The organism is Salinisphaera hydrothermalis C41B8, from assembly GCF_000732535.1.
In the GTDB taxonomy this organism is placed as follows: Bacteria; Pseudomonadota; Gammaproteobacteria; order Nevskiales; family Salinisphaeraceae; genus Salinisphaera; species Salinisphaera hydrothermalis.
The window spans coordinates 20,800-46,702 of record NZ_APNK01000002.1; the positions used below are offsets into that span (position 1 = coordinate 20,800).

At 59.8% G+C, this 25,903-nt stretch carries 22 protein-coding genes; 12 read left to right on the forward strand and 10 right to left on the reverse strand.

Annotated elements, in window-relative coordinates; genetic code table 11:
• The first annotated feature begins 675 nt into the window (after positions 1-675).
• The 7 genes from C41B8_RS01710 (at position 676) to C41B8_RS01740 (ending at position 9,106) form a co-directional block, all read left to right on the forward strand.
• The gene (locus C41B8_RS01710) at positions 676-1,515 is read left to right on the forward strand and encodes a glycosyltransferase family 4 protein (protein WP_051882713.1); all 840 of its coding nucleotides are present in this window, start codon (positions 676-678) and stop codon (positions 1,513-1,515) included.
• Between the two features lie 709 nt (positions 1,516-2,224).
• Complete coding sequence (locus C41B8_RS19945) at positions 2,225-2,788, forward strand: WcaF family extracellular polysaccharide biosynthesis acetyltransferase (RefSeq protein WP_084188378.1); 564 nt, start codon at positions 2,225-2,227, stop codon at positions 2,786-2,788.
• Positions 2,789-2,834: 46 nt separating this feature from the next.
• Positions 2,835-4,097: a glycosyltransferase WbuB gene (locus tag C41B8_RS01720; protein WP_037333246.1), complete on the forward strand. Its 1,263-nt coding sequence runs from the start codon at positions 2,835-2,837 to the stop codon at positions 4,095-4,097.
• A complete protein-coding gene (gmd, locus tag C41B8_RS01725) occupies positions 4,094-5,182 on the forward strand; it encodes a GDP-mannose 4,6-dehydratase (RefSeq protein ID WP_037333248.1) in 1,089 nt (362 codons plus the stop codon). The genes C41B8_RS01720 and gmd overlap by 4 nt, the downstream gene beginning before the upstream one ends.
• Positions 5,183-5,350: 168 nt before the next feature.
• Positions 5,351-6,337, forward strand: a complete 987-nt coding sequence (gene fcl / locus C41B8_RS01730; RefSeq protein WP_051882717.1) for a GDP-L-fucose synthase — start codon at positions 5,351-5,353, stop codon at positions 6,335-6,337.
• Positions 6,338-6,838: 501 nt separating this feature from the next.
• Positions 6,839-7,522, forward strand: a complete 684-nt coding sequence (locus C41B8_RS01735) for a sugar transferase (RefSeq protein WP_037333249.1) — start codon at positions 6,839-6,841, stop codon at positions 7,520-7,522.
• 189 nt (positions 7,523-7,711) lie between these two features.
• On the forward strand, positions 7,712-9,106 hold the full coding sequence (locus tag C41B8_RS01740) for an undecaprenyl-phosphate glucose phosphotransferase (protein ID WP_037333251.1): 1,395 nt from the start codon (positions 7,712-7,714) through the stop codon (positions 9,104-9,106).
• Between the two features lie 262 nt (positions 9,107-9,368).
• Here C41B8_RS01740 and C41B8_RS01745 read toward each other — a convergent pair whose 3' ends face one another.
• The 3 genes from C41B8_RS01745 to C41B8_RS01755 form a co-directional block, all read right to left on the reverse strand.
• A complete protein-coding gene (locus C41B8_RS01745) occupies positions 9,369-9,851 on the reverse strand; it encodes a hypothetical protein (RefSeq protein WP_037333254.1) in 483 nt (160 codons plus the stop codon).
• Positions 9,848-10,150 (reverse strand): nucleotidyltransferase domain-containing protein, encoded by a 303-nt coding sequence (locus C41B8_RS01750; protein WP_037333256.1) that lies wholly within the window; start codon positions 10,148-10,150, stop codon positions 9,848-9,850. The genes C41B8_RS01745 and C41B8_RS01750 overlap by 4 nt, the downstream gene beginning before the upstream one ends.
• Positions 10,151-10,709: 559 nt before the next feature.
• A complete protein-coding gene (locus C41B8_RS01755; RefSeq protein WP_037333258.1) occupies positions 10,710-11,717 on the reverse strand; it encodes an NAD-dependent epimerase in 1,008 nt (335 codons plus the stop codon).
• 194 nt (positions 11,718-11,911) lie between these two features.
• Here C41B8_RS01755 and C41B8_RS01760 point away from each other — a divergent pair, with 194 nt between their 5' ends.
• The gene (locus tag C41B8_RS01760; protein WP_084188379.1) at positions 11,912-13,198 is read left to right on the forward strand and encodes a nucleotide sugar dehydrogenase; all 1,287 of its coding nucleotides are present in this window, start codon (positions 11,912-11,914) and stop codon (positions 13,196-13,198) included.
• 542 nt (positions 13,199-13,740) lie between these two features.
• On the opposite strand, the gene C41B8_RS20610 is transcribed toward C41B8_RS01760, so the two are convergent.
• The 7 genes from C41B8_RS20610 to C41B8_RS01795 form a co-directional block, all read right to left on the reverse strand.
• Positions 13,741-14,163, reverse strand: a complete 423-nt coding sequence (locus C41B8_RS20610; protein ID WP_198025001.1) for a hypothetical protein — start codon at positions 14,161-14,163, stop codon at positions 13,741-13,743.
• Between the two features lie 424 nt (positions 14,164-14,587).
• The gene (locus C41B8_RS01770; RefSeq protein WP_232225983.1) at positions 14,588-15,913 is read right to left on the reverse strand and encodes an O-antigen ligase family protein; all 1,326 of its coding nucleotides are present in this window, start codon (positions 15,911-15,913) and stop codon (positions 14,588-14,590) included.
• Between the two features lie 491 nt (positions 15,914-16,404).
• Positions 16,405-16,848 (reverse strand): pilin, encoded by a 444-nt coding sequence (locus tag C41B8_RS19950; protein ID WP_037333266.1) that lies wholly within the window; start codon positions 16,846-16,848, stop codon positions 16,405-16,407.
• Positions 16,849-17,025: 177 nt separating this feature from the next.
• A complete protein-coding gene (infA, locus tag C41B8_RS01780; protein ID WP_037333269.1) occupies positions 17,026-17,244 on the reverse strand; it encodes a translation initiation factor IF-1 in 219 nt (72 codons plus the stop codon).
• Positions 17,245-17,369: 125 nt separating this feature from the next.
• A complete protein-coding gene (gene aat / locus C41B8_RS01785) occupies positions 17,370-18,140 on the reverse strand; it encodes a leucyl/phenylalanyl-tRNA--protein transferase (RefSeq protein WP_084188380.1) in 771 nt (256 codons plus the stop codon).
• Entirely contained in the window at positions 18,137-19,279 is a 1,143-nt protein-coding gene (locus C41B8_RS01790; RefSeq protein WP_037333272.1) for a GNAT family N-acetyltransferase, read from the reverse strand. Before C41B8_RS01790 ends, aat begins: the two co-directional genes overlap by 4 nt.
• 43 nt (positions 19,280-19,322) lie before the next feature.
• The gene (locus C41B8_RS01795; protein WP_037333274.1) at positions 19,323-19,658 is read right to left on the reverse strand and encodes a hypothetical protein; all 336 of its coding nucleotides are present in this window, start codon (positions 19,656-19,658) and stop codon (positions 19,323-19,325) included.
• A 172-nt stretch (positions 19,659-19,830) separates the two neighbouring features.
• On the opposite strand from C41B8_RS01795, the gene C41B8_RS01800 reads away from it, so the two are divergent.
• From C41B8_RS01800 to C41B8_RS01815, 4 genes are all read left to right on the forward strand, one after another.
• The gene (locus C41B8_RS01800; protein ID WP_037333277.1) at positions 19,831-22,329 is read left to right on the forward strand and encodes a DNA translocase FtsK; all 2,499 of its coding nucleotides are present in this window, start codon (positions 19,831-19,833) and stop codon (positions 22,327-22,329) included.
• A gap of 129 nt (positions 22,330-22,458) precedes the next feature.
• Entirely contained in the window at positions 22,459-23,112 is a 654-nt protein-coding gene (gene lolA, locus C41B8_RS01805; RefSeq protein ID WP_037333279.1) for an outer membrane lipoprotein periplasmic chaperone LolA, read from the forward strand.
• Positions 23,109-23,504, forward strand: a complete 396-nt coding sequence (locus C41B8_RS01810; protein ID WP_156962376.1) for a VanZ family protein — start codon at positions 23,109-23,111, stop codon at positions 23,502-23,504. The genes lolA and C41B8_RS01810 overlap by 4 nt, the downstream gene beginning before the upstream one ends.
• A gap of 274 nt (positions 23,505-23,778) precedes the next feature.
• Entirely contained in the window at positions 23,779-25,170 is a 1,392-nt protein-coding gene (locus tag C41B8_RS01815; RefSeq protein ID WP_269634332.1) for a replication-associated recombination protein A, read from the forward strand.
• Positions 25,171-25,903 lie beyond the last annotated feature (733 nt).

The window sequence follows — 25,903 nt, forward strand, 5'->3', positions numbered from 1 at the left end:
GAAATTTGTTCTAAGGGCAACTTCGCTATATTCGAGCGTGCCTGCTCATACGCCTACCGTAGCTGCAACGTCTTCTCATTATATCTCTCCGGCGCCCGGGGGCACCGCGGAACCGCTTCCCGATTTCCATCGACGAGTTGGTAGTGTGGTCGTTACAATTGAAGATTCCTAGTCAAGCCAGCACTGGCCAGTGTGCCCGACTGGTACCCTGCCGCAATTCGGGTTTTTCAGACCCTCGGATAGTTCTGCGTGCCAATTTATAAATGGACCGCAACGGCAGTTACTCAGTAATATTGATTGGCCCGTGCAAGATCGAATTGCCGCGGCTCATTCAATCGCCTCACATTTGATAAAGTTATGCGGCAGCGCGATCAGAGACCCATTTTTACTGTTGGCACATTTCCACCGCCTACACATGGCATGGCTGCCGTAAACGCTGCCGTGCGCGAAGCGCTACGCAGTGCGGGTGCGGAGGCTACTGTTATCAACTTAGCGGCCTCTGGCATTGATCGTTCGTTGACCAACCGACTCGGTCGGCTGCCTAGAGTTCTGCGGGGGCTTGCGCGTTTTGCATGTTTGCCTTGGCGGTGCCGCGCAACGCTGTATATGAGTGTGTCCGGGGGGTGGGGTCAGGTATATGAGCTGCCATTTGTCGCGGTGGCCCGGTGGCGCGGTATGCCGGTGTATCTGCACCATCATAGTTTTGCCTACCTCGACCGGCGCAGCCGGTTGACGGGCTGGCTGATGCGACTTGCAGGCCCTGAATGCGTACATATCGCGCTCTCGACGGGCATGGCGTCTCGCTTGCAGGCGCAATACTCGGTCAAGCAAGCTGTGGCGGTGTCGAATACCGTATTTTTCTTGCAGCCAGATACTACGACTGAAGCCACCACTTTTGCGCCGCGTCGGAAGCTGCATACTCTGGGATTGCTCAGCAATCTTGCCGAGGAAAAAGGCGTTTTCCTGTTTCTCGATCTGATGGCCGCAGCACGGGATGCTGGGTTGTCGCTACGCGGCATGCTGGCCGGCCCATTTCAGGACGACGAGACGGAGCGGCGGGTGCGCGCACGCCTGACGCACTTGCCCGCGGTCGAGTACGTGGGGCCGAAATACGGCGCAGAAAAAGACGCATTCTTCGCGAGCATTGATGTTTTTGTTTTCCCCACAACCTATGTCAATGAAGCCGAGCCATTGGTACTGCACGAAGCAATGCAGCGCGGCATTCCGGTCATCGCTTATGGGCGTGGCGCTATTCCCGAAATAGTCGGCGCAGAATCTGGCTTGGTGGTTGATCCCGCTGTGCTGTTCGTGCCCGCGGCGTTGGATTGCCTTCGGGTTTGGCTGCATGAGCCGGCTGTCCTCGAGGCGGCTTCGAGTGCAGCCGTACGTCGCTGTGTGGAGACTTACAGCGCGAGCGAAAGGCGCTGGCTGGCGTCGCGGGATGCATTGGTAGACGGCGTTGCGATGGCGTCTCCGAGCGAAGAACAGTCGAGGAGCACCTCATCAAAAGTCTGACCACTACGGCCGGCAAGATCGCTTGCATACTGCCTGTGCCTGCGTTGCGTCGGGCACAGATGTGTTGTCGCTTGGCGGCGGGCTTGGAGCATGCAGGGTTGCTGCAGCACCTCGGCGCGATGAAGGCTGTGGTAGGTATCGGCTCGAACCGCAGGCATTTCGCGTTGGTGACACGGCACGTTTTCCGCCGGTGCGGGTTGTCTCCCTAGAGCCGCTACCGGGGCCAGCTGAATTGTTCCGGCGTGTGTTTGACGGTGATGCCGGTGTGGGACTGGTAGAGGCGGCCCTCGGCCCCGAGCGGGGCGAGGCGGTGATTCACCTCTCTGCACGCGACGACTCGTCTTCGCTGCTACCGATCACCGGCAGGCAGAACGCGCTGTTTCCGGGCACGGTCGAGGCCGGCGCCGCCACTATCCGCTGTGCGCGAAGCGATGGTGCAGATTAACGAGTGGGTGGATAGTCGCCCTCTGGGCTTTCAGCCTACATCGACGTGAGCTGGAAGACGATTGCTGGTACTGACAATCACATTCATGATAGTTAGCGTTCTTTGCTGCGGGAGTTAATCGGTGCGGTGGAGAGTAGTGATTCGTCATCAAGGTAGGTGATTTGGCGAATGGTGGTTGATTTTCGAGACAGCTAGATTTTTGCAGTCTTTGTGGTATGAACGTTAGCGCTATATAAATGCTTGATAGATATTGATGGTGCCGGTATGACCCGCGTTCGAAACGACCTGTTCGATGCAAAAAAAGGCCTGGATCGGGGCCGTCCTAAATTGGTAGAGGCCGTCTGGTACCTGCTTAAGGTCGCCTTCTTTTTAAGTGCGCTACCTTGGCCGTCCTCTTTGAAATGCCGGATTCTGCGCTGGTTTGGTGCCTCTATCGGACAAGGAGTGGTGATCAAGCCGCGCGTCAATATACATCTCCCCTGGAAGCTATCAATCGGAGATTATTCTTGGGTTGGCGAAGAGGCATGCATTATCAACTTTGAGCCGTTGGTGATTGGAAAGCACTGTTGTGTCTCACAACGGGCTTTTCTGTGTTGTGGAAACCACGACTATCGTAGCCCGGACATGGCATATCGAAATGCGCCGATCGTTGTTGAGGACGGCGTCTGGATCGGTGCTCAAGTGTTTGTGGGGCCGGGAGTGACGATTGGTGAGGATGCGGTGGTAACCGCGGCGTCGGCGGTTTTTAGCGATATGAATGCTGGAATGGTATGTGCTGGTGTGCCTTGTGTCGCCACAAAACCCCGGTGGCGCGATGACAGTTTGTGATGACTGATGTCGTCGTTAGTACGTTAATGGTAATTTTTTATAATTAATGCGAATTCTTATTTACGGGATTAATTTTGCTCCGGAACTCACGGCGACGGGAAAATACACGGGCGAAATGGCGAGTTGGCTCTCACGGCGAGGTCATCAGGTTCGTGTGGTTACTGCGCCACCTTATTATCCCGACTGGCGAGTAGGTGACGGTTATTCGGCAAAGCGTTACGTGCGAGAGTCGGATCTGTCAGAGAATGGCGAGATGACGGTTTATCGGTGCCCGCTTTGGGTGCCAAAGAGTCCGAGCGGTAGTAAACGTTTGGCGCATCTTGCCAGTTTTGCGGTCTCCAGCGCGCCCGTGATGTTGGCGCAGGCGAGATGGCGAGCGGACTTGGTCGTAGCGATCGCGCCAACTTTGTTCTGTGGGCCAGTGGCTCGTTTGATCGCGAAGTTGTCAGGCGCCAAGAGCTGGCTCCATATTCAGGATTTTGAAGTGGACGCCGCATTCGATCTCGGCATGTTGCAATCGCGCAGAGCGCGTCGATGGTTTCTCGGAGCCGAGGGTTCTCTCTTGCGCAGCTTTGATCGTGTGTCGACGATTTCGGACCGCATGCTGGACCGTTTAGCGGACAAGGGGGTTGCTGCGTCGCGACGCGTGTATTTCCCGAATTGGACGGATTTGGAAGCCATTCATCCGCTGTCACAGGCGTCGTCCTTTCGGGACACGCTCGGTCTGGCTCCTAGTACGCGGGTGGTACTGTATGCCGGGAATCTTGGGGAGAAGCAGGGGCTGGACGTTTTGATCGACGCTGCCCGCCAAACCGTTGAGAATACGAATATCGTCTGGATAATTGCAGGCGCTGGTAGCGCCAAGGCTCGGCTCCAGGCGCGTGCGGCGGACCTGCCGAATGTGCGCTGGTTGCCATTGCAGCCGATGGAAATGCTCAACGAGCTTTTGAACCTCGCTGATGTTCATGTGCTGCCACAGCGCGCGGATGCAGCCGATCTGGTGATGCCGTCGAAGCTTACCGGTATGCTGGCGAGCGGCCGGCCGGTGGTGGCGACGGCAGCCGAAGGAACTCAAGTGGCATCGATTGTCTCCCGGTGTGGTATTTGTGTCCCGCCCGAGGATGGGGACGCGCTTGCGGAAGCTTTGCTCGAGCTCGCAGGGGATGAGGAACGCCGAGAGGTATTAGGCGCCAGTGCGCGACACTATGCCGAAACACATCTGGGTTACGAGCGGATCATGAAGAATTTTGAGTTAGAGGCGGAAGCGCTTGTGAACGGCGCAGCCGATACAGTGGAAGAAGATGCATGACTAAGCGCGCGCTTATTACCGGGGTTACCGGCCAGGACGGGGCCTATTTGGCCGAGCTGTTGCTCAGCGAAGGCTATGAGGTGCATGGCATCAAGCGGCGGGCTTCGTTGTTCAACACCGATCGTATTGATCACCTGTATCAGGACCCGCACGAGGCTAATCCGCGGTTTATTCTCCATTATGGCGATTTGACGGATTCGACGAACCTGATTCGTATTGTTCAGCAGGTGCAGCCCGACGAAATTTACAACCTGGGTGCTCAGTCGCACGTCGCAGTCTCATTCGAAAGCCCGGAGTACACTGCCAACAGCGATGCACTGGGCACCTTGCGCTTACTCGAGGCGATCCGAATTCTTGGTCTTGAAGACAAGACACGGTTTTACCAAGCGTCTACATCGGAGCTTTACGGCAAGGTGCAGGCGGTTCCCCAGAACGAAACGACGCCTTTCTACCCGCGGTCGCCTTACGCCGTGTCGAAGTTGTACGCGTATTGGGCCGTGGTCAACTACCGCGAAGCGTATGGCTTATACGCATGCAACGGTATTTTGTTCAACCATGAATCGCCGTTGCGTGGTGAGACTTTTGTAACCCGGAAGATCACGAGGGCATTGGCGCGCATCAAGCTGGGCCTGCAGGACTGTCTTTATCTGGGAAATCTCAACGCTCTGCGAGACTGGGGGCACGCACGTGATTACGTGAAAGCGCAATGGTTGATGCTGCAGCAGGCCGCTCCCGAAGACTATGTGATCGCCACCGGTAAGCAGTATTCGGTACGCCAGTTCACCGAGGCCGCTTGTCGCGAGCTGGGTATCGATATCCGTTGGGAAGGTGCCGGAGAGAGTGAGAAAGGTTACGACGCAAAATCCGGAGCGTGTCTGGTGGCCGTGGACCCGCGGTATTTCCGTCCGACCGAAGTGGAAACGTTGCTGGGCGATCCATCGAAGGCTCGTGAGCAACTCGGCTGGGAGCCGGAAGTGTCCTTCGATGCGCTCGTTGCCGAAATGGTTCGCGAAGATCTGATGAGTGCCGAGCGAGACGAGCTATGCCGGCGGCAAGGTTTCCAAACCTTCGATTATCACGAGTGAACGCGTAATTGAAGTCGGGCCAAGTGATTCCGCTCATCAGTGGAGTCGAAGAGCAAGTTGGCCTGGGTTTCGGCGGGCGCTTTCAGTAGATTACACCCCGATATAGCCAAAGCCCGCTTCGTCGGCAGATGAGGCCTGCCCGGCAGCGAGTGAGTTGGAGAGAGTTTTATGGCAATTGAGTCCGAGTCGTCCGATATTGCGCCTGCCGCTAGGCTGAGTCCGGAGTCACGTATTTTTGTCGCCGGTCATCGCGGCTTGGTGGGTAGCGCTATTGTACGGCGGTTGCAGGCTGGTGGATTCAATAATCTCCTGTTGCGCAGCCGCCGCGAGCTGGATCTCACCAGCCAAGCCGCCGTGGATGCCTTCTTCGAAACGGAACAGCCGGAATACGTGGTCTTAGCCGCGGCCAAAGTCGGAGGTATTAGAGCCAACAATACGTACCCAGCCGAGTTCATTCGAGACAATCTAGCCATGCAGACGAATGTAATTCATTCTGCATGGGCGCATGGCACTAACAAGCTGTTGTTTTTGGGATCGTCGTGTATTTATCCGAAACATGCGCCACAGCCGATGCCCGAGGATAGCTTACTTACAGGCCCTCTTGAGCCAACCAATGAGTGGTACGCCGTTGCCAAGATCGCCGGTATCAAGATGTGCCAGGCATATCGAAAACAGTACGGGTTCGATGCGATTTCGCTAATGCCGACCAATCTATATGGTCCCGGCGATAACTTCGATCTCAAGAATTCTCACGTTCTCCCGGCTCTCTTGCGCCGTATTCACGAGGCGAAGCAGGCGCAGCAGCCGGAAGTGGTCGTATGGGGTTCGGGCACGCCGCGGCGCGAGTTTCTTCACGTGGACGATCTGGCTGATGCGGCGGTAACGCTGATGGCGAACTACAGCCGCCCGGAAATCGTCAACGTCGGAGTTGGCGAAGATATATCGATCCTGGAACTGGCCGAACTGGTCCGCGACGTTGTTGGCTACGAAGGTAAGTTGGTTCTGGATCGGGACAAGCCAGACGGCACGCCGCGTAAGCTGCTGGACGTGTCGCGAATAAATGACATCGGCTGGCGCGCACGCATTTCGCTTAAGGACGGGATCGAGGAGACGTATCGGTGGTTTTTGGATCACCAGGATCAATATCGTGGCTGAATGAGTGCGATCGAGCTCGATCGTCTAACTCCCAAAGAGGTCTCGGTGTATCAAAGGCGCCAGGACAGGGCGTTAGCTGATGCCTATGCGCTGTGGACATGCGCCTCTTGCCCGAAGCTGCTTGCGCTTAATGAGCTTTCGTAACAGTCGTTACAAGACGAAATTCAAATCGTGACGGCCTGTTGACTCTTGGCGGATTATGGTCGCGTTCATCGACGCCGCATTGCCGTTCGATTGTCTGTCCCAAGTGGTATTGCCACCCGGAAATGAGCGGGCTGAGTTAGCGGTGGGTTTTAATCTGAATACCCGGATCTTCATCCTCGGTTCGGCCGGGTGCAGCAGGTCGCCAATTTGCGCACCTTAATCTCCGGTCCCTATGGCAAAGCTGCCACAAATTCAACAAATAAGGGTCGGGCGGGCATCCAGGCTTTCGCCTTTGATGGGTTGGCCGTATAGTGACTGGGCGTCCAGGCGCAGGGGGTAGGTAAGGGAGTCTGCTAAGTGAAAACGGCAGATAGTGTGTCGGGTGAGCTCGATACTGGTCTCGATCGTGCAGCTCAGCCGCCCAGGCGGCCAGAAACTGGTTTCGGTCGGTCGCTTGACTTAACTGGAAGCGTCGTTCTTCTGTTGTTCTTGGCGCCGTTGTTTGTGTTGATCGCTATCGGCGTGCGATGTTCGGGCCGGCGGATCCTGTTTGCGCACGAGCGTGTGGGACGTAATGGACGTCGATTTCGTTGCCTCAAGTTCCGGAGCATGCACCCGAACGCTCAAGCCCGTCTACGCGAGCTGTTACAAACTGACGCCGAAGCCCTCGCCGAATGGCAAGAGAACTTCAAGCTGAAAGACGATCCCCGTGTGACGCGGGTCGGCGCCTTTCTAAGGCGCTTCAGCCTGGATGAATTGCCGCAGTTGTTGAACGTGATAGCTGGAGACATGTGTCTTGTAGGGCCGCGGCCAATCGTCGAGGACGAATTGGCCCTTTATGGACAGTACGCACATATCTATCTTTCGACGCGGCCGGGAATGACAGGTTTGTGGCAAGTCAGTGGGCGCAGTGATACAAGCTATCGACGGCGTATCGCTCTAGACTGCGCCTACGTGCGGCGACGGAGCATCTGGCTGGACTTCAAAATTTTGCTCAAAACCGTGCTTGTGGTGTTCGGCCGACAGCGAGGCGCATATTGATAAGCCTGCGAGTTACTTCTGCGGTAGCGTGGGAATGCTGTAAAATACACGTCCTCAATAGATCTCTGTGAGGAGCGAGTCGTTTATTGCCAGCCGGTCTTTAGCCGGTTTTTTTGCAGCTTTTTTACACCTTCTCGGGTCTGATTCGCTCGTATAGAGTCGCATCCGTTTATAAAGATCAACAGAAGAATGTTTCGACGCGGATTTTTACGAGATCACAGCAGTGTTTCGCTCGGCCTGTATGTAGTGGTCGACCTCACCATGATCTGTATAGGAGCCTATCTCGCGTACGCTTGGCGCTTTGGTAACCTAGGGCTGGATACGCATTATCGTGGACCGGTTTTCGTCGCGATTCTGCTGACTTGGAGCGTGTTTCCGTCGCTGGATCTTTACGACTCCTGGCGCGGTCGTAGCCCTGTCGATCAAATCCGAATGGTTACGCTCGGCTGGATCGCTGTGATGTTGGGGCTGATTCTGATTGGTTTCGCGCTCAAACAAAGCGATAACTACTCCCGGCTTTGGGTTCTTGCTTGGGCGCTCTCGGGATGGGCACTTTTGGTGCTTGGTCGTATCGTAGCGTATACCCTTTTGCGTGAGCTACGCGCTCGTGGCTGGAATCATCGCCGCATTCTTATGGTAGGAAGCGGCCCCTTGGTGGAGGAAGCCTTGGCGCGAGTGAAAGATGCGCCTTCGACGGGGTGGGAAGTGATCGCGGTGGCGATGCTCGATCACGACGGTCGTCGAGACATCCATAACGTCAGAGTAGTGGAATACAAGGCGAGGACCGAGCGGCTGGCGCGTCGCTTCGACGCAGACGAGGTCTGGCTATGTCTGCCGCTTGACCAGCAGCCTCTTATAGATCGCGTGCTTTGGGATTTTCGGCACAGCACGATCACTATGCGCCTGGTGCCGAATCTTCATGGAATGCGGCTGATCCAGCATCCGGTGACGGATATTCTGGGCGTGCCAATGCTCAACCTCAGCGTTTCGCCGATGCATGGGCTTAGTCGGCTCATGAAGGCGATCGAGGATAGGACGCTGGCGCTGATCATTCTTACGCTCATTAGCCCGCTGCTATTGGTCTTGGCGATCGGCGTGAAGATGAGCTCGCCGGGCCCGATTTTCTTTCGCCAGAAGCGGATGGGATGGAACGGTCGGAATTTCACGATCCTGAAGTTCCGCTCGATGCCGGTGGACGTCGAATCCAAAACCGGCGCGGTATGGGCTAAGGCGGGCGAGAAGCGGTCGACGCGTTTCGGCGGATTTTTGCGGCGAACCAGCCTCGACGAGTTGCCTCAGTTCATCAACGTGTTGCGCGGCGATATGTCCATCGTCGGGCCGCGACCCGAACGCCCGGTGTTCGTGGATCAGTTCAAGGATGAGATCCCGGGGTATATGCAAAAGCATATGGTGAAGGCCGGAATCACAGGGTGGGCTCAGGTCAACGGCTGGCGCGGTTCAACCGATCTGACCAAGCGCATCGAGCACGATCTGTATTACATCGAACACTGGTCGATATGGTTCGACTTGAAGATCATCTTCCTGACGATCCTCAAGGGCTTCGTGCATAAGCACGCTTATTAGAGGCGGCGATTTTCGCGCGAGCATGTAGGTCGGCTCAGGCGACGGGCCGTAAGCCGACATCGAGAGCCCGGCGTGCCGATCATTAGGTGACAGGTTGGCGTGGCTCCGAGTCGGTTCTGTCGGATTACGCCTGCGGCTAATCCGACCTACGGGACCAGACGAGACGGAGATAGCGCTGGTAATTCGGGGCGGTGCGGACAGGGCTCGGTTGGCTTTTAAGTCGTGCTTACGCGAGAGGTGCGACATGGGTGGCCACAGTAGATCATTGCAACCAGCCGCGCCGCCCAATCGCTTGGGTTAAAGCCTCGGCGACGTCGAGCAATATGGGTACAAAGCGGTGCCCGTTATTGAGTGCGTCGGCCAGGATATTTGGATCCTCGATATATTCGTGGACCATCTGGTTACGCAGCTTGCGCATCGCCAACCACTCATCAGCTGACGATAGGAGGCCCAACTGCTCTGCACGATCCAGGCGATCGAGGGCGGTACCGGGAGATTCGCCCTCGGCGCTTAGGTAAGCAGGTAATAACTTGTCCCCGAGCGTATCCTGGAGCCGCCCGAATCTTCCAACAAAAGCCTCTACGCGTTCCGCTTCGTCAGGGTTGTCCTGTAAAGCTATTGCTCGCGCTGAAGTGAAGGGCTGCTGGTAGAGTCGACGATCCGTCAGCGCGAGATGGTCACTTTCACGCTGCACTACGCGCACGAGGAACTGTAGGCGTTGCCTTGTTGCAGCGTCCTGCGTCACAAAGGCACCCCGTCGCGCTCGGCGATTTGGTGAATACCGGCATGTCGAAGATTCGGCGCAGACAGCAATACATCGACGTCGCGGCCTTCGAGAAATCGGCTGATCCGGGCTTCCAAGCGGGCTGCGAGCCACGCAGGGTGAGCAACCGGGTTATCGAGCTTAACCAGCAGGTCGAGGTCTCCCCCCCGCCGATTATCATCCAATCGCGATCCGAAGAGACGTACTTGGGCCGGACGTTGTTCGCTCTCTTCGGCGATGATGCGCCGAATGGCCGAAGCCTGTTCGCTGGATAGTCGCATGCCACTCTCTCCACGTGCCGCGCCGACGATCGACGCATACTGGATCGTAATTATTTAGAGTAAGTATGGCAGTTGCTTACGTCTTCGACTATGCGGGCAAAAGTGTTCGCAGTATGTAGGTCGGCTTAGGCCGCAGGCCGTAGGCCGGCATCGAGAGCCTAGCGTGCCCATCATTAGGTGACAGGTTGGTGTGGCTCCGAGTCGGTTCTGTCGGATTACGCCTGCGGCTAATCCGACCTACGGGGCTACGGGCAAAGGTGTCGCAGTATGTAGGTCGGCTTAGGCCGCAGGCCGTAGGCCGGCATCGAGAGCCCGGCGTGTTGATCATTAGGTGACAGGTTGGTGTGGCTCCGAGTCGGTTCTGTCGGATTACGCCTGCGGCTAATCCGACCTACGGGGCTACGGGCAAAGCTGTCGCAGCATGTAGGTCGGCTTAGGCCGCAGGCCGTAAGCCGACATCGAGAGCTGAAGATCATTTTCCTGGGGCAATGCGTGCACAAGAATACTTAATTAGCCGGGCGGGCCGGGGCAAGCGCCGGCGGCCCGTTTTGGGAGGCGACTAGCAGTTGTAGTAGTCGCGATACCAGTTCACGAAGCGTTCGACGCCCTCGGCGACTGTGGTCTGTGGGCGGTAGCCGACGGCCTCGTATAGGCCGTCGACGCTGGCGTGGGTCGCTTCGATATCGCCGGCCTGCATGGGCAGCATCTCTTTCTCGGCCGTCACACCGAGGCATTCCTCGAGCCGATTGATGTAGTCCATGAGCGGTACGGGATTGCCGTTGCCGATGTTGTATACCCGCCAGGGCGCCGGGCTGCTGTCGATGCGCGGGCTGTCGCTGTTCCAGTTCTCGTCCGGTGTAGCGGTTTTGTAGAGAACACGAACCACGCCTTCGGCGATGTCGTCCACGAAGGTGAAGTCGCGCCGATGCTGGCCGTGGTTGAACACTGGGATGGGCTCGCCGGCGAGCATTTTCTTGGTGAACAGGAACAGTGCCATGTCTGGCCGGCCCCACGGGCCGTAGACGGTGAAGAAGCGCAACCCCGTAGTCGGCACGCCGTATAGATGGGCATAGGAGTGGGCCATCAATTCCGTAGCGCGTTTCGACGCGGCGTAGATCGCCAGCGGGTGATCGGCATCGCCGCTGGGCGAGAAAGGCATATCGGTCGACGCCCCGTACACCGAGCTGGTGGATGCATACACCATATGGGCAACATTATGGTGGCGGCAGCCTTCGAGCACGTTCAATGTGCCGGTGACATTGGCATCGATGTAGTCGTGCGGATGGTCGATGGAGTGCCGGACCCCGGCCTGCGCTGCCAGGTGTACGACGCGCTCGAAGCCATGGTCTGCAAATAACGCGGGCATGGCCTGGCGGTCGGCGATATCGAGTTCGATCTGTTTGAACGATGGGTTCTTTTCGAGTTCGGCCACACGCGCGCGCTTGAGCGCGACGTCGTAGTACGGGTCGAAATTGTCGACGCCGATGACGGTTTCGCCTCGATCCAGCAGTCGCTGCGCGACATGAAATCCGATGAAGCCTGCGCTGCCGGTAACGAGAATGCTCATTGAGGGTCCAGTGGTGCTACGGATGGGCGAGAGAATTATACCGGCCGCGGGCGGAGCTTCCGAAGCGGCGGTGCCGTGTGAGGCCGAATCATCGTATAACTTCGCCGGTTTTGCTCGAACCAGTAGTGCAGCGTTTCCGGTATCATCCTCCGGTCGCGAATCAGGATCACACGTCCAGATCGAGGGGATGGCGAGTGTCAAAAATCGATGCGCCGGAAGGCGACCGGCTGGCGGTGCTGGGCCTGGGGTATGTCGGGCTGCCGCTTGCTGTTGCGTTTGGCCAGCACCTGCCCACTCTGGGCTTTGATATCGACGAGAAACGGGTCGAGCAGCTGCGAGGCGGCTACGACTTCACGCGCGAAGTCGCGCGCGAGCGTCTCGGGGCATCGAAAGACCTGGCGTTTTCGGCAGACCCGGCCGATCTTTCCAGCGCGAACATCTACATCGTGACCGTGCCGACCCCGGTAACAGAGGCAAAGGTGCCGGATTTCGGGCCTCTTGAATCCGCATCGCGCTCGCTCGCGCCTTATCTTTCGCCTGGCGATATTGTGGTATACGAGTCGACCGTCTATCCGGGCGCAACGGAAGAGCGCTGTGTGCCGATCCTCGCGGCTGGGTCCGGGTTGACGTTCAACGAAGATTTCTTCGTGGGTTACAGCCCTGAACGCGCGAACCCGGGGGATGCCGAGCACGGGTTGGCGAATATCGTGAAAGTAGTCTCCGGCTCGACGCCGGAGGCTGCCGATCGTCTGGTGGCTTTGTATCAAAAGGTGGTGCCGGCGGGCGTACATCGGGCTTCATCGATCACGGTTGCCGAGGCCGCCAAGGTCATCGAGAACGTGCAGCGCGATATCAATGTGGCGCTGGTCAACGAACTATCCCAGATCTTTGTGCGCCTGGGCATCGATACACAGGAAGTACTCGAGGCGGCGGGTACGAAATGGAATTTCCTGCCGTTCAAGCCGGGGCTCGTGGGCGGGCATTGCATTGGGGTGGATCCGTACTACCTTACTTACAAGGCCCAGGCGGTCGGGTACCACCCGGAGATCATCCTGGCGGGGCGGCGAATCAACGACGGCATGGGGCGTTATATCTCGCAGGAAGTCGTTCGACTGATGCTGCGAAGAAGCATTCAGGTCAACGGATCTCGCGTTCTCGTCATGGGGCTTACCTTCAAGGAGAATTGTCCGGATATTCGTAATACCCGAGTGGTCGACATCGTGCACGAGCTCAAGGCGATGAATGTCGACGTCGATGTGTATGACCCTTGGGCCGATGCCGCGAAAGTCGAGCATGAATACGGCCTGGCCCCGGTCGAGTCGCCAGAGGCTGGGGCCTATGACGCCGTGATTGTTGCTGTAGCGCACCGTCTGTTCCGGGAGGCCGGTATCGATAGCGTGCGTGCCTACGGCAAATCGACGCATATCGTGTACGACGTCAAGTACGCATTCGCCGCGGAAGAGACGGATGGCCGGCTTTAGTTGTGACCTCTAGGGTGGGGATCGTCACAAACTAAGCGCATCGGTGACTTGGCGCGCCCCGGCCCGCGAGTGAGGTATGACTTCGGATGGTGGCGTCCGGCGAGGCCAGAGGCGTTCGGGTTACGCCGTCGTACCGCTTGATGTGGCATCGCGCGCCTCGGTCGTGGCCTGCGCCTTGGCTCAAGCGACGAGATCAGCTTACGCGGTGCGTATCTCGCCACGACCGCCACAGCCGCTTGAATCACATTCCGTCGTGAGTCGGGTGCTGGTGGCTAGGGCGTGTTGAGGTTTCGTGCGAGCGCCGCGTTGGCGTCCGCAAATCGTGACCGGCAAGGCGCGAGTCGCCGCGTCGTGGCGAGCCACGACCCAGACTCGCAACGCCGCAGGGCGCGATTTGCGGCCCAACCCGAAGGGACAAGCGCTGTTTTGCGGCAATCCAGCGTTGTTGCTCTCTCGCGTAGAACGACTACGCCACGTTCGCTACGCCTCGTCTTGCCGCAAAACAGCGCTTGGCGCGGACTCGCACCAAACCTCAACACGCCCTAGAATGCCAGCAACACGCCCATGCCAACGGCCACATTGTTCCGGAGCGTGCTGTTTTCGGCTCTCAGATCATTCTTCTTGATGGCCAGGCCGCCTTGAAGCCCGACTTTTTCGTTCAGCCAATTCTGCGCCATGAATCCGCGCAATCCACTGCCCTGGTTGAACAGGCGTGAATCCTTCTCCAGCGCATCATCGTCGTCGAGGTGAGGATTCAAATTGAGCGCGAGTGGATCGATGACGGCCCGTGGTGTACTGGCCGTCCGGGCCTTGGGGAGTGGCTGTCTGCCAGTGCCGGTTAGCAGAGTCTCGTGGGCCGACGTCGTCGGGGGAAGTTCCAGATTCAGCGGCGGCGGCACGCTGACCCTTGTAATCACGATCGGGCTGGAATGCTGACGCTTCGGGCGTTGCGCCAAAGCATGCATCGGCGACCACTGAAGTTTCAGATGATGTTTCGACGGAAGCAGCCGGAGTCGCGACGATATCGATGCGACATGAAAGTGATGCGTCCGCGGTTGGGTCGTAGCGGATGCATTCTGCGTGGCGGGCTTGTTGCCGATCGAAGTCTGGGCCGCCGGCCAAAACAAGTACGCGCTGGCGCCAAGTGTGGCACTGGCCAGTATCGCAACAGCCAAATATCCAGATGTTATGCGCGAGACCATGGCGCCACGCTAATGAGTCAGCTATCCGACAAGCTGATTTTTATTATACCGATTTTCAACGGCATAACCGGATAAATATTGAATTTAGCGAAGCAGCTCGCGTTTAGCCGGTTGTGCGTTCTCGTTGGCGGGATTCGTCGCCACATGCGATGCATGCCCGAAAGGTGCTCGCGAGAGCATATCCAGCTCAGTCCGAATGCCGGGGAACGCGCGGCGGCAGGGGATGCGCGGTCAACCCCGTGAGAGTCCCGTCCAGCCAATACCGGGGTTGATACGTGTTGCGTAAATATACGGCGCTGGTCGGCTTGGGCGAATGCAGCCGATGCCAGTAGTCATAGGCTGTGAATACGCCCACGTAGAGCGATGCGGATAAAACCAGGGCTCGCACCGCCACATTCGTAACGAAGTCGAGGCGGCCCGGGTCGCGTTCGGCCCTGGCGGGTGCTGCCGAAAGCGCAATTCCGCCCGCAAGCCCGGCCACAGTGACGAGCATGAACTGGCTGGCGGGCATATCGATCACGCCACTTACCATGGCGTGGATGCCCCCGGCAATAAGTGAAGCCGTGACGGCGACGACTAACGCTGGCGGTATGTCGCTGTCGTCTCTGGTCACCAGCCGTCGTGCGATTCGGATCCACTTGAAATAGAGATAGCCGAGGCCCGATACGAACAGCGCCGCGGCGGGCAGCCCCCATTCAACGGCCCATTGGAGTACTGCATTGTGCGGATGGGACGCCAACCCTGTGTCGATGGCCGCGAACTGCATCGGTCCGATGCCGAGCCACGGATGAAGGCGAATGTATTCAATGGCAATACGCCATAGATAAAGCCTGCCATTCGGTGACGTCGAGAGTAAGTGCTCGGTGGGGCCTTGGCCTCCGTGAAAGAACATTATGAGGTATGCGACATAACCACCCGCTGCCAGCGCGGCCATCCCCATGGCGTGGCGGATACCGGCGCGGCCATGGAGCAGGACGACGGCTGCGGTTGCCAGTAGCGTGGCGTAGCCGGTGCCGCGGCCGCCGGTGCGCCAGTAGAGGGCCCAGAAAAAAATGCCTACCGTGGCGATGAACGCGATCCAGAAGCCTCGTCGCGCTCTCGTGAGAGGATTTGGCAGGGCAAGGGCAGTTGCCAGGAATGGCAGCAACCACGTCTGATACTGATTGAAGAAACGAATATTGCCGTAAGTGCCGACAGGCTCGGGGAAGCGCAGCGGGAGGTTGCTGAGCAGAGAAGCGTAGATCGCGATGATCGCAGAGAAGCACGCGAGGACGATTGGAGTAGCGGTCGCGAGCACGATTAAACGCTCGGGCCGCAGCGATAGACCGGTAAGCGTGGAAGACACGCCGTGGGCCGCAACAAGCGCGAGGAGCAGCGTGTATGTGACTTCCAGCAGGCTCCAGCTTGGCAGCGAGCTCGCCGCGCTGGAGATAATGCCGAGGAGTAACAGAGCAACGAAAAAAGGAGTCGCCGTGCCGCGTATCGGTTTTCGCCCTCCGGTCGCGACCATCACGCCGACCAAGCAAAGGGGGCCGGTGATTACAAGGCGTCGAGAATCGAAACCTGAGGCAATTGGAATAATCCAGCCAGTTGCGAGCCATAGGCCGGCTATTGCGCTTTGAGAAGCTGATTTCGAGCGATTGGCTAGCACGCGCTTTACATGAAGCGAAGGGATGCAGACTTGCCTTAATGTCTCAGGCTGCGATCTGTCGGATTACGCCTGCGGCTAATCCGACCTACGCGACTTGTGAGTGAGTCTTGCAGTCAGCATCCCGATCATTAGAGGCAGGCATCTGCAATACAACGAGGGGCAACCCAGAAAGCGCTCCTTGGGTTGGTGCTGAGCAGATAGCTGCGACGGTAACTATTTGAAGTGTCGAACCTCAGATCAAGCTTGCCATGCAAGCTGGTGATAGTTGAAGCGGCGAATAATACCTTGAGACAATTTATTTTCTCGATAAAAAGCCCCAGTTAACTGGGGCTCACATCCAACAGGTCTAAAAATTAGGACCCTCGACAATTAGCCGGTACATATGCCGAGTCGAGCCCGTTAGTGGAGCAAGTCCAAGTTATCGAATTTGTAGGCGGCGTGCCTGCAGACAATGCTTTTCCGCCGCTTTTAGGAGTAAGAATTAGCTCCTTCGCGCCGGTTCCTGGAATTTTGTCTGTATAGCTTACAGTGATCGCCCCGGTGCTAGAATCGACGCTTAAGCCACTAACAATATCAGTTGTTTGCCCTGTTTCGGCGCCCTTGCTGAGATCATCCGACCCATTCATAGCATTTTCAGCAACAGTCGTTTTAAGAGACGATGCGAGGTTAATTCCCTCCGTCACTTTCGATCGGGCGACGTAATTCTGATACTGCGGAATCGCGATCGCGGCGAGAATGCCGATGATCGCGACCACGATCATCAGTTCGATCAGTGTGAAGCCTTGTTGCTTCTGCATTGCGGGTTCCCCCTTGAAAAGTGCTGAAAATAGTCACGCGGACTGGTGCACGCGTATCAAAGCATAAGCTGTGCCAGCCGGGAACCGCAGTTTAATCAGAAAGTTGACGTGAATGCCAGAGGCCTTTTGCCTCGGGCCGCCGTCATAAAGTGACGTGGTGCGTCACTTCGCTGCCGTCTAGCGGCCGCGGTAGGTAATACGGCCCTTGCTGAGGTCGTACGGCGTGATCTGAACGGTGACGGTGTCGCCACGCAGGATACGGATGTAATGCTTGCGCATCTTGCCGGAAATATGGGCGGTCACGATGTGGCCGTTTTCCAGCTTCACGCGAAAAGTGGTGTTGGGCAGGGTCTCGACGACCGTGCCTTCCATCTCGATATGCTCTTCTTTTGCCATTAGCTCCTGATCTCTTGCTCGGCGCGGTAGAACGCGCCGGATTATCTGTCAACTGGGCGCGCGGTTCAATCGCTACGCGGATTCTGGGTGCGCGGCATGGCTAAATCCAAGCCAATCAACCGCATTCAGCTGGTGCTGGATGTGCTGTCGCGCGATGTGTTTTCAAGATGCGCGCTGGATTGCGGCGCATCGATGTCGAAAGACCACGGGGCCGGCGGGGCACGCTCCGGCCTCGGCAGGCGGATCGCCTCGAGAAAACGGGCGCGGGAGATGTCTATAGCGCCCATGCGATACAGATGCGGTGAGCCGACCTGGCCGTCGAGGTAGCGATAGCCCCAGGCGTGCAGTTGCCGGGCGAGCCAGGTGAGCGCGATTTTGCTGGCGTCGGGCTCGGTGCTGAACATGGATTCGCCGAAGAACACGCGGCCGCGGGCGATGCCGTAGAGCCCGCCGATGAGTCGGTGCTCGCGCCATACTTCAATCGAGTGGGCGTGGCCCATTTGATGCAGGCGTTGATAGGCGGCGCGCATTTCCGGCCCCAGCCAGGTGCCTTCGCGATGAACGCGCAGCGCGGCGCACTGGTGGATGACGCCGTCGAAATCGCGATCCAGAGATACGGCGTAGTCGTGCCGGGCCAGAATGCGCTGAAACCGGCGCGACACATGCACGCCGTCGGTCTCGAACACGGTGCGCGGGTCAGGGGACCACCAGAGGATCGATTCCTCTGGGTTGTACCAGGGAAAAATACCGAGCGAATAGGCGCGTAGCAGTCGCTGCGGCGACAGGTCACCACCCATGGCGAGGAGGCCATTCGGCTCCTCGAGCGCGAGGCTGGGATCCGGAAAGGCGCCGTCAGGCTGGTTGGGATCGAGCCAGTACAGCCGGATGCCGCTCACGATTGCATCGCCGGTGTCTGGGAGAAATTGCAGCGGTCGCGTTGTTCGGCCTCGAACGCGGCCATCATCTCGGCCTCGCGCTCCACGAAATCGCCGATGGCATGGTCGAGGCGCGGATCGGCGATGACATGCGTCGACCACGTCGGCACCGGCTCGAAGCCACGCCGGATCTTGTGTTCGCCCTGGGCGCCGGCGTCGAAGCAGGCGAGACCGTTCTCGATGCAGTATTCGATGCCCGCGTAATAGCAGGTCTCGAAATGCAGGCTGTGGTAATCGGTTTCGCAGCCCCAGTGGCGACCATACAGCGTATCGCCGCTATGCATCATGAAGGCCATGCCGACCGGTCGGTCGTCGTGATAGGCGATGAAGAACAACACCTCGTCGCGCAACCGGGTGGTGAGTTCGGCGAAAAATTCCGGCGTCAGGTACGGGTCCTGGCCGCGGATCGCATAGGTGCGGCCATAGAACGCATAGAGCGTTTGCCAGAGCTCATCCGAGATGTCCGCCGGGCGCCGGACACTCACTTGTACGCCGGCGTCCGCCATGCGACGGCGCTCGCGTTTGATCTCCTTACGGCGTTTGGATGACAGCTCGCCCAGGAATGCCTCGAAATCGGCGTAGTCGCGGTTGAACCAGCGATACTGGCATCCGCGCCGGGCATGGGCTTCGGCGCCGAGCATGGCAGCGGTCGACGCGTCGTCGCCGAACAGGCTGTGCAGCGACGACACGCCCATGTGTTCCGGCAGTCTGGCCAGGGCGCCGGCCAGCGCGCGCCGGGCGCCATCGTCGCGGGCCAGCAGGCGCGGGCCCGATACGGGCGTGAACGGCACCGCGTTCAGCAGCTTCGGGTAGTAGTCGAGGCCGACCTGGTCGTATGCATTGGCCCAGGCGAAATCGAACACGAATTCGCCGAACGAGTGGTCCTTGAGATACAGGGGGGCAGCGCCGACCAGGGTGCCGTCGTCAGTACGAAGCAGCGCGTGTGCGGGCTGCCAGCCGAGATGGGGCGATACACTGCCGCTGGCTTCCAGCGAGGCCAGAAAACCGTGCTGAATAAACGGCTGATCGGTGCCGCAGAGCGTGTTCCACTCCGCGGCATCCACGTCGAGAATGCTTTCGACCTGCGTCAGTGTCGCCATGATGTCGAAGGATGAGATGTATGGCGGCGGAGTGGCGTCGCCGTCAATTCAGGGCATAGCTCTGGGGCAGGGTTTCGCGCAGGGCAAACTGGACGCAGGCGTCGTGCTCGAACTCGTTGAGCTCGTCCTGGGCATCGCGCGCGCGATCGGCCTCGGTCAGGCGCCCGGCATCGTCGAACTTCACGATGGCGCCGAGTGTCTTGACCTGGATTTCGCCCTCGTCGTTGGCCTGGTCGTCGAAAGCCACCTGGACGTAGCGCAGCTGCTGGTCGGCAAAGCGCGGCAGGTCCTGTTTGCCTTCCGCGACCGCCGACGCCTCGTCTTCGGTGAACTCTTCCATGGAACCGTTTTCGGTAAGCAGGAAATGGCGGACCGACATCGTTACCTCGTATTGGCCTCGTATGTCGTCGATATTGGCGCAAACAGCCTGAATTCAAGCGTCTGGCGGCACGACCACAACAGGCCCTTCGTTGCCTCGGTTACACTATGGGCATGAGGGCAGCGCAACCACAACCCAACCTCTTCGATATTTGGCTCGGAGCGCATTGTTAATGGCCAGGGCAGCGACCAAACAGGGCAAGGCGAACACCTCGTCCAAGGCGGCCAAGGCCGGCCCGAAGAACAGTAGCCGCGCCGCGGCCAACGACGCCGACGAAGCGCCCAGCGCGTATCGCCAGCGCCTGGGTCGACTGCTGCGCGAAGCGGCGTTATTCATCGCGATGGCGATTACGCTGTTTCTTCTGGCCGCGCTGATCTCCTACGATCCGGCCGATCCGGGCTGGTCGAACAACGGCAACGGCACTGCCGTGCGCAATCTGTTGGGCGTGCCCGGCGCGTGGTTTGCTGACGTGCTGCTGAGCCTGTTCGGCTATCTCGGCTTTATCTTCCCGTTTCTGGTGCTCTACGGCGGCTGGCTGGTCTTCGTCGATCGCGATCGGCCGAGCGGCGAGCTGATGTCCAAGAGCATTCGTGCCGGTTCGCTGTTGCTGTGCCTTATTTCGGCCTGTGGTCTGGCGTGGCTGACGTTCGGCGGCATTCAGGCCAGCGGCTTGCCGCAGGGCGCCGGCGGCGTGGTCGGCGCAGCGGCGGCCCGTCCGCTGGCCGGCGTCATCAAAATGGTCGGCGCGGCCTGGGCGTTGATCACCGTGTTCGTGATCACGCTGTCCATGGGGCTCGGCTTCTCGTGGCTTGCCGTGGCCGAGCGCATCGGCCATTTCGTGCTGGGCGGGGCGGTCAACATGGTAATGTCGGTGGTCGATCGGATCGGCGCCTGGCGCGCGGAACGCGCCGAGCGCGCGGCCGAGCGGGCCGCGGCGCCGCCCAAACCCAAGCGCGAGAAGAAAGCCAAGCGCAAGGCACCCAGCGTCGACGACGCTGGCGCAGCCAAGCCGGCCGCTGCTCCGGCCCCCGCCGAGACGGCGAAAGCAAGCGCGCCGGTCGCGGTCAAGAAGCCAAAGAAAGACAAGAGCAACAAGCGCAAGGCCACCCAGCTCGATCTGCCCATGGACGAGCAGGTCGATGTGCCCACCTACGATCCGGAACGCGACAGCCCGATCCCGCCGATCGAGTTGCTTGACCCGGCGCGCGAGCCCAAGGGCGATCAGGACGAGGCCGTGCTCCAGCATATGTCGGAGCAGCTCGAACAGCATCTGGCCGATTTCAACGTGCAGGCCAAGGTCGTGGCCGTGCAGCCGGGCCCGGTGGTGACGCGCTTCGAGATCGACCCGGCGCCCGGCGTGAAGGTGAACCAGATCTCAAATCTGTCGAAGGATCTGGCGCGCGCCATGTCGACCACCAGCGTGCGCGTGGTGGAAGTCATCCCCGGTAAATCGGTGGTGGGTCTGGAAATTCCGAACGCGGACCGCGAGATCGTGGCGCTGCGCGAGATTCTCGATTCCTCGCTCTATGCCAAGGCCAGCTCGCCGCTGACGCTCGCCCTCGGCAAGGACATCGGCGGCAGCCCGGTCACGGCCGATTTGGCCAAGATGCCGCATATGCTGGTGGCCGGCACGACCGGTTCGGGTAAATCCGTGGCGGTGAACGCCATGATTCTGTCGATCCTGCACAAGGCGACGGCCGAAGAGGTCCGCCTGATCATGATCGACCCCAAGATGCTGGAGCTGTCGGTCTACGAAGGTATCCCGCATCTGCTGGCGCCGGTCGTCACCGACATGAAGGATGCCGCCAACGCGCTGCGCTGGTGCGTGGGCGAGATGGAACGCCGCTACAAACTCATGGCCGCGCTCGGCGTGCGCAACATGGCCGGCTTCAATACCAAGGTGAAGAAAGCCATCGAAGCGGGCCAGCCGATCGAGGACCCGATCGCGAAGAACGCGCAGTCGAACGAGGCAGCCGAAGCCGGCGAAGAACTGCCCACACTCGAGCCGTTGCCGGCGGTGGTCATCATCGTCGACGAGCTCGCCGACATGATGATGGTGGTGGGCAAGAAGGTCGAAGAGCTGATCGCCCGTATCGCCCAGAAGGCCCGTGCGGCCGGTCTGCACATGATTCTGGCGACCCAGCGGCCATCGGTGGATGTGATCACCGGCCTCATCAAGGCCAACATCCCGACTCGCGTCGCCTTCCAAGTGGCCTCGAAGATCGACTCCCGCACGATTCTCGACCAGCAGGGCGCGGAAAGCCTGCTCGGACACGGTGACATGCTCTATCTGCCGCCCGGGACCGGCTTTTCCAACCGCGTGCACGGCGCCTTCGTGGATGATCACGAAGTGCACAAGGTGGTCGAGTATCTCAAGCAGACCGGCCAGCCCGACTATATCGAGGAGATCCTCGAGGGCGGCGCGGACAACGCCGAGGGCGGTGGCGAAGGCGAGGACGACGTCGAGGCCGATCCGCTCTACGATCAGGCGGTGGCGATCGTGCTCAAATCCCGCAAGGCGTCGATCTCGTATGTCCAGCGCCGGCTGCGCGTGGGCTACAACCGGTCGGCGCGGCTGATCGAGCAGATGGAGAATGCCGGCATCGTCGGCCCGGCCGAAGGCAGTGGCGGGCGCGAGGTGCTGGCGCCGGCCCCGCCGGACGACGACTGACCTTCCCTCGGTGTTCGGTGCCAGTTCAGTAGTGATTCACGGCGGCGGCGCCACGCTCGCGTCGCATCGATATTATTCAATCTACGCGCGGCGCGTGCAGATGCCGCCCGTAAAAACGAGGATCCAGGTATGCGGATGACCCGCTGGCTTGTCGCTTTCGTGATGCTTTGCGTGGCCGGAATGGCCCAGGCAGAGCAGGGGTCGAAGACCCTGCAGGCGTTCTACAACAAGGTGCATACGCTGTCGGCCGACTTCCAGCAGGTCCAGCGCGACGACAATGGCAACGTCGTGCAGCAGGCCAGCGGTACGTTCCTGCTGTCGCGGCCGAAGGAATTCCGCTGGGAATACAAGCAGCCGTACAAGCAGATCATCGTCAGCAACGGCAAGGTTTTCAAGTTTTACGACGTGGATCTGGCTCAGGTGACCGTGCGCGACATCGGCGCCACCCTGAAGGCCACGCCGGCGTTGTTGCTTACCGGCGGCGAGGCACTCAACGACGCGTTCAAGATCACCGACGGCGGCAAGCACGATGGCCTGACCTGGGTGCATCTGACGCCCAAGGCCAAGGATACGGACTTCAAGTCGGTGGACCTGGGCCTCAAGAACGACGTGCCGGCGCTCATGAAGCTGCATGACAACCTCGGGCAGACCACGAGCATCACCTTCGGCAATATCAAGATCAACCCGAAACTGCCCGAGTCGAAGTTCACGCTCCACGTGCCGGATAACGTCGAAGTCGTCGACGGGCGGGCCAACGGCAAGGGCCAGGATGGCGCGCATTGACGGTTAACGGGTTTCGCCGCCTCTGGTTGGGCATCGGGCTCGCACTGTGCGCGGTCTTTATCTACGGCTGCCTGATGCCGAACCCGCCGTCCGAGCCGGGTATACCGTTCTTCGATAAATTCGAGCACGGTTTCGGGTTTCTCGTGATGGGTGCCTGGTTCGGTGCGTTGTATCCCAATCGGCGGGTGCGCGTGCTGTTGGCGCTGTCCGCGTTCGCCGCGGCCACCGAAATCATGCAGTGGGCGAGCGGTTATCGCGACGGCGATCCGTACGACTGGATGGCCGATACCGCTGGCGCGGCCGTTGCGTTGACTCTGTTGCGCGCGATGGGCATCGATTGGGTTGGTCGTATCGGCGCGCGTCTGGTCGTGGCGAGCCGGGCGGGTGTCTGAGAATCGATTCGACTAATGCGGCGAGAGCGGCTACGGCGGCGCTCGCGATGGCGGCAGAGCTGGAAAAGAGCGACGTCGTCTGGCGGCGCCACATAAGCAGCCCTGGCAGCGCCCTGTGGTAGCGCGAGTGGCATAAGCTTTAACCACGATCCTCACCACGCCGCGCGAGTGTTACATTCGCGCGATATGTCGTTGATGGTTGATGCTGGAGGGTCGACTCGAGCCGCCCAAAGCATCACCGCTCCCGTATTCACCGCGCAACCGCAAGAACGCCGTGTCACAACAGCAGGAAATCGATCTGGCCGCCGATGGCGCCGAGCCGGCCGCTCGCCCGCTCGCGGACCGCATGCGCCCAGCGAGTCTCGACGAATATGTCGGGCAGACGCATATTCTCGGCCCCGACAAGCCGCTGACGCGGGCGCTGGCCGCCGGCCGGATCCATTCCATGATCCTCTGGGGGCCGCCCGGCACCGGTAAGACCACGCTTGCGCGCCTGCTGGCGGCCCGGGTGGACATGCGATTCGTCCAGATCTCGGCCGTCATGGCCGGGGTCAAGGATATCCGTGCCGCCGTGGCCGAAGCGCAGAAAACCCAGCAGACCACGGGCCAGGGCACGTTGCTGTTCGTTGACGAAGTGCATCGTTTCAACAAGGCACAACAGGACGGGCTGTTGCCGTATGTGGAAGACGGCACGGTCGTGCTGGTCGGAGCGACGACCGAAAACCCGTCGTTCGAAGTGAACAACGCGTTGCTGTCGCGTACGCGAACCTATGTCCTGCGCGCGCTGGATGCCGAGGCGATCCGGTCGCTGATCGACCGGGCGCTCAACGACGCTGACCGTGGGCTTGCCGGGCTAGGTGTCACCATGGATGCGGCCTTGCGCGATCAGCTTGCCGCCCGTTCGGACGGCGATGCGCGTCGGGCCTTGAATCTGCTGGAGCTGGCCGCGGACATCGCGGCCGGCACCGAAGACCGGACCATTACCCAGGCCGAACTGGAAGAGGTGCTAAGCGCGGGCCTGCGTCGCTTCGACAAGGGCGGCGATTATTTCTACGACCAGATGTCCGCGCTGCACAAGAGCGTGCGCGGCACCGATCCCGATGCAGCGCTGTACTGGCTGTCGCGCATGCTGGAGGCCGGCGCCGATCCGCGCTATGTGGCCCGGCGCATCACCCGCATGGCCAGCGAGGATATCGGCAATGCCGACCCGCGCGCGCTGCGGATCGCTCTGGATGCCTGGGAAACCTATGAACGCCTCGGCTCGCCCGAAGGCGAGCTCGCGATCGCCCAGGCGGCGGCCTACATGGCTTGTGCGCCCAAATCCAACGCGGTGTACAAGGCGTTCAATGCGGCCTGGGCCGACGCCAAGAATCGCGGTTCGCTGGAAGTGCCGATGCATATCCGCAATGCACCGACGCGGCTGATGAAGGATCTCGGCTACAGCGATGGCTATCGCTACGCCCACAACGAAGACGATGCCTACGCCGCGGGCGAAACGTATTTGCCCGAGGCGCTCGTCGGCACGCGCTACTACGAGCCCGCGCCGCGCGGCCTCGAGATCAAGATCGGCGAGAAGCTGGCGCGACTGCGCGAGCGCGATGCGACCCACGCCCCGCGACAGACCCGCAGCCATCCCGAGGGCGACGACGGCGGCTCCGGGAACTAAGCTGGCCGCGGTTCCGGTCCTTTATCGCGGAAGCGCCGTGGCTCGCTGTCTGCTTTGGTGCTGGGCCTCGCGCCAAGGCGGTTAGATCCAGATTGCGTCGTAGGTCGGCACCGAGGATGTGCTATCCAGAGGCCGGGTTTACGGACGCTGCCTGCTCTGTTTTATCGTCGAGCTCGCTTTTCTGGAGCGGATCCATATACGGATTATCGGATGGCCACTTTCGCAACTTAGACTCTAATTGTGCGGTCGGCCCTGTCGGCCCGGTCGGCTGACGGCCCGCCGGCCTAAGCCGACCTACATCTGGCACGAGGGCGATGCCACCGGCGAGCTGTGCCAGACCCGCAATCACGGAGTCACGTAGGTCGGATTAGCGCTATGCGCGTAATCCGACAACACGAAGCCCGGTGTCATCGACAAGTCGCAATGCTGTAGTTGCGTAGGTCGGATTAGCGAAGCGTAATCCGACAAAACGAAGTCAGGCGGTATGGACAAGCCGCGATTTCGTAGCAGGCGCCACGGTGCAGCTCTGTCTTTTGTCGGCTTACGGCCTGTCGGCCTAAGCCGACCTACATCTGGCACGAGTGCGATGGTCACCGGCGAGCTGTGCCAGACCCGCAATCACGGAGTCACGTAGGTCGGATTAGCGCTATGCGCGTAATCCGACAACACGAAGCCCGGTGTCATCGACAAGTCGCAATGCTGTAGCAGGCGCCGGGGTGTAGCCGTGTCTTTT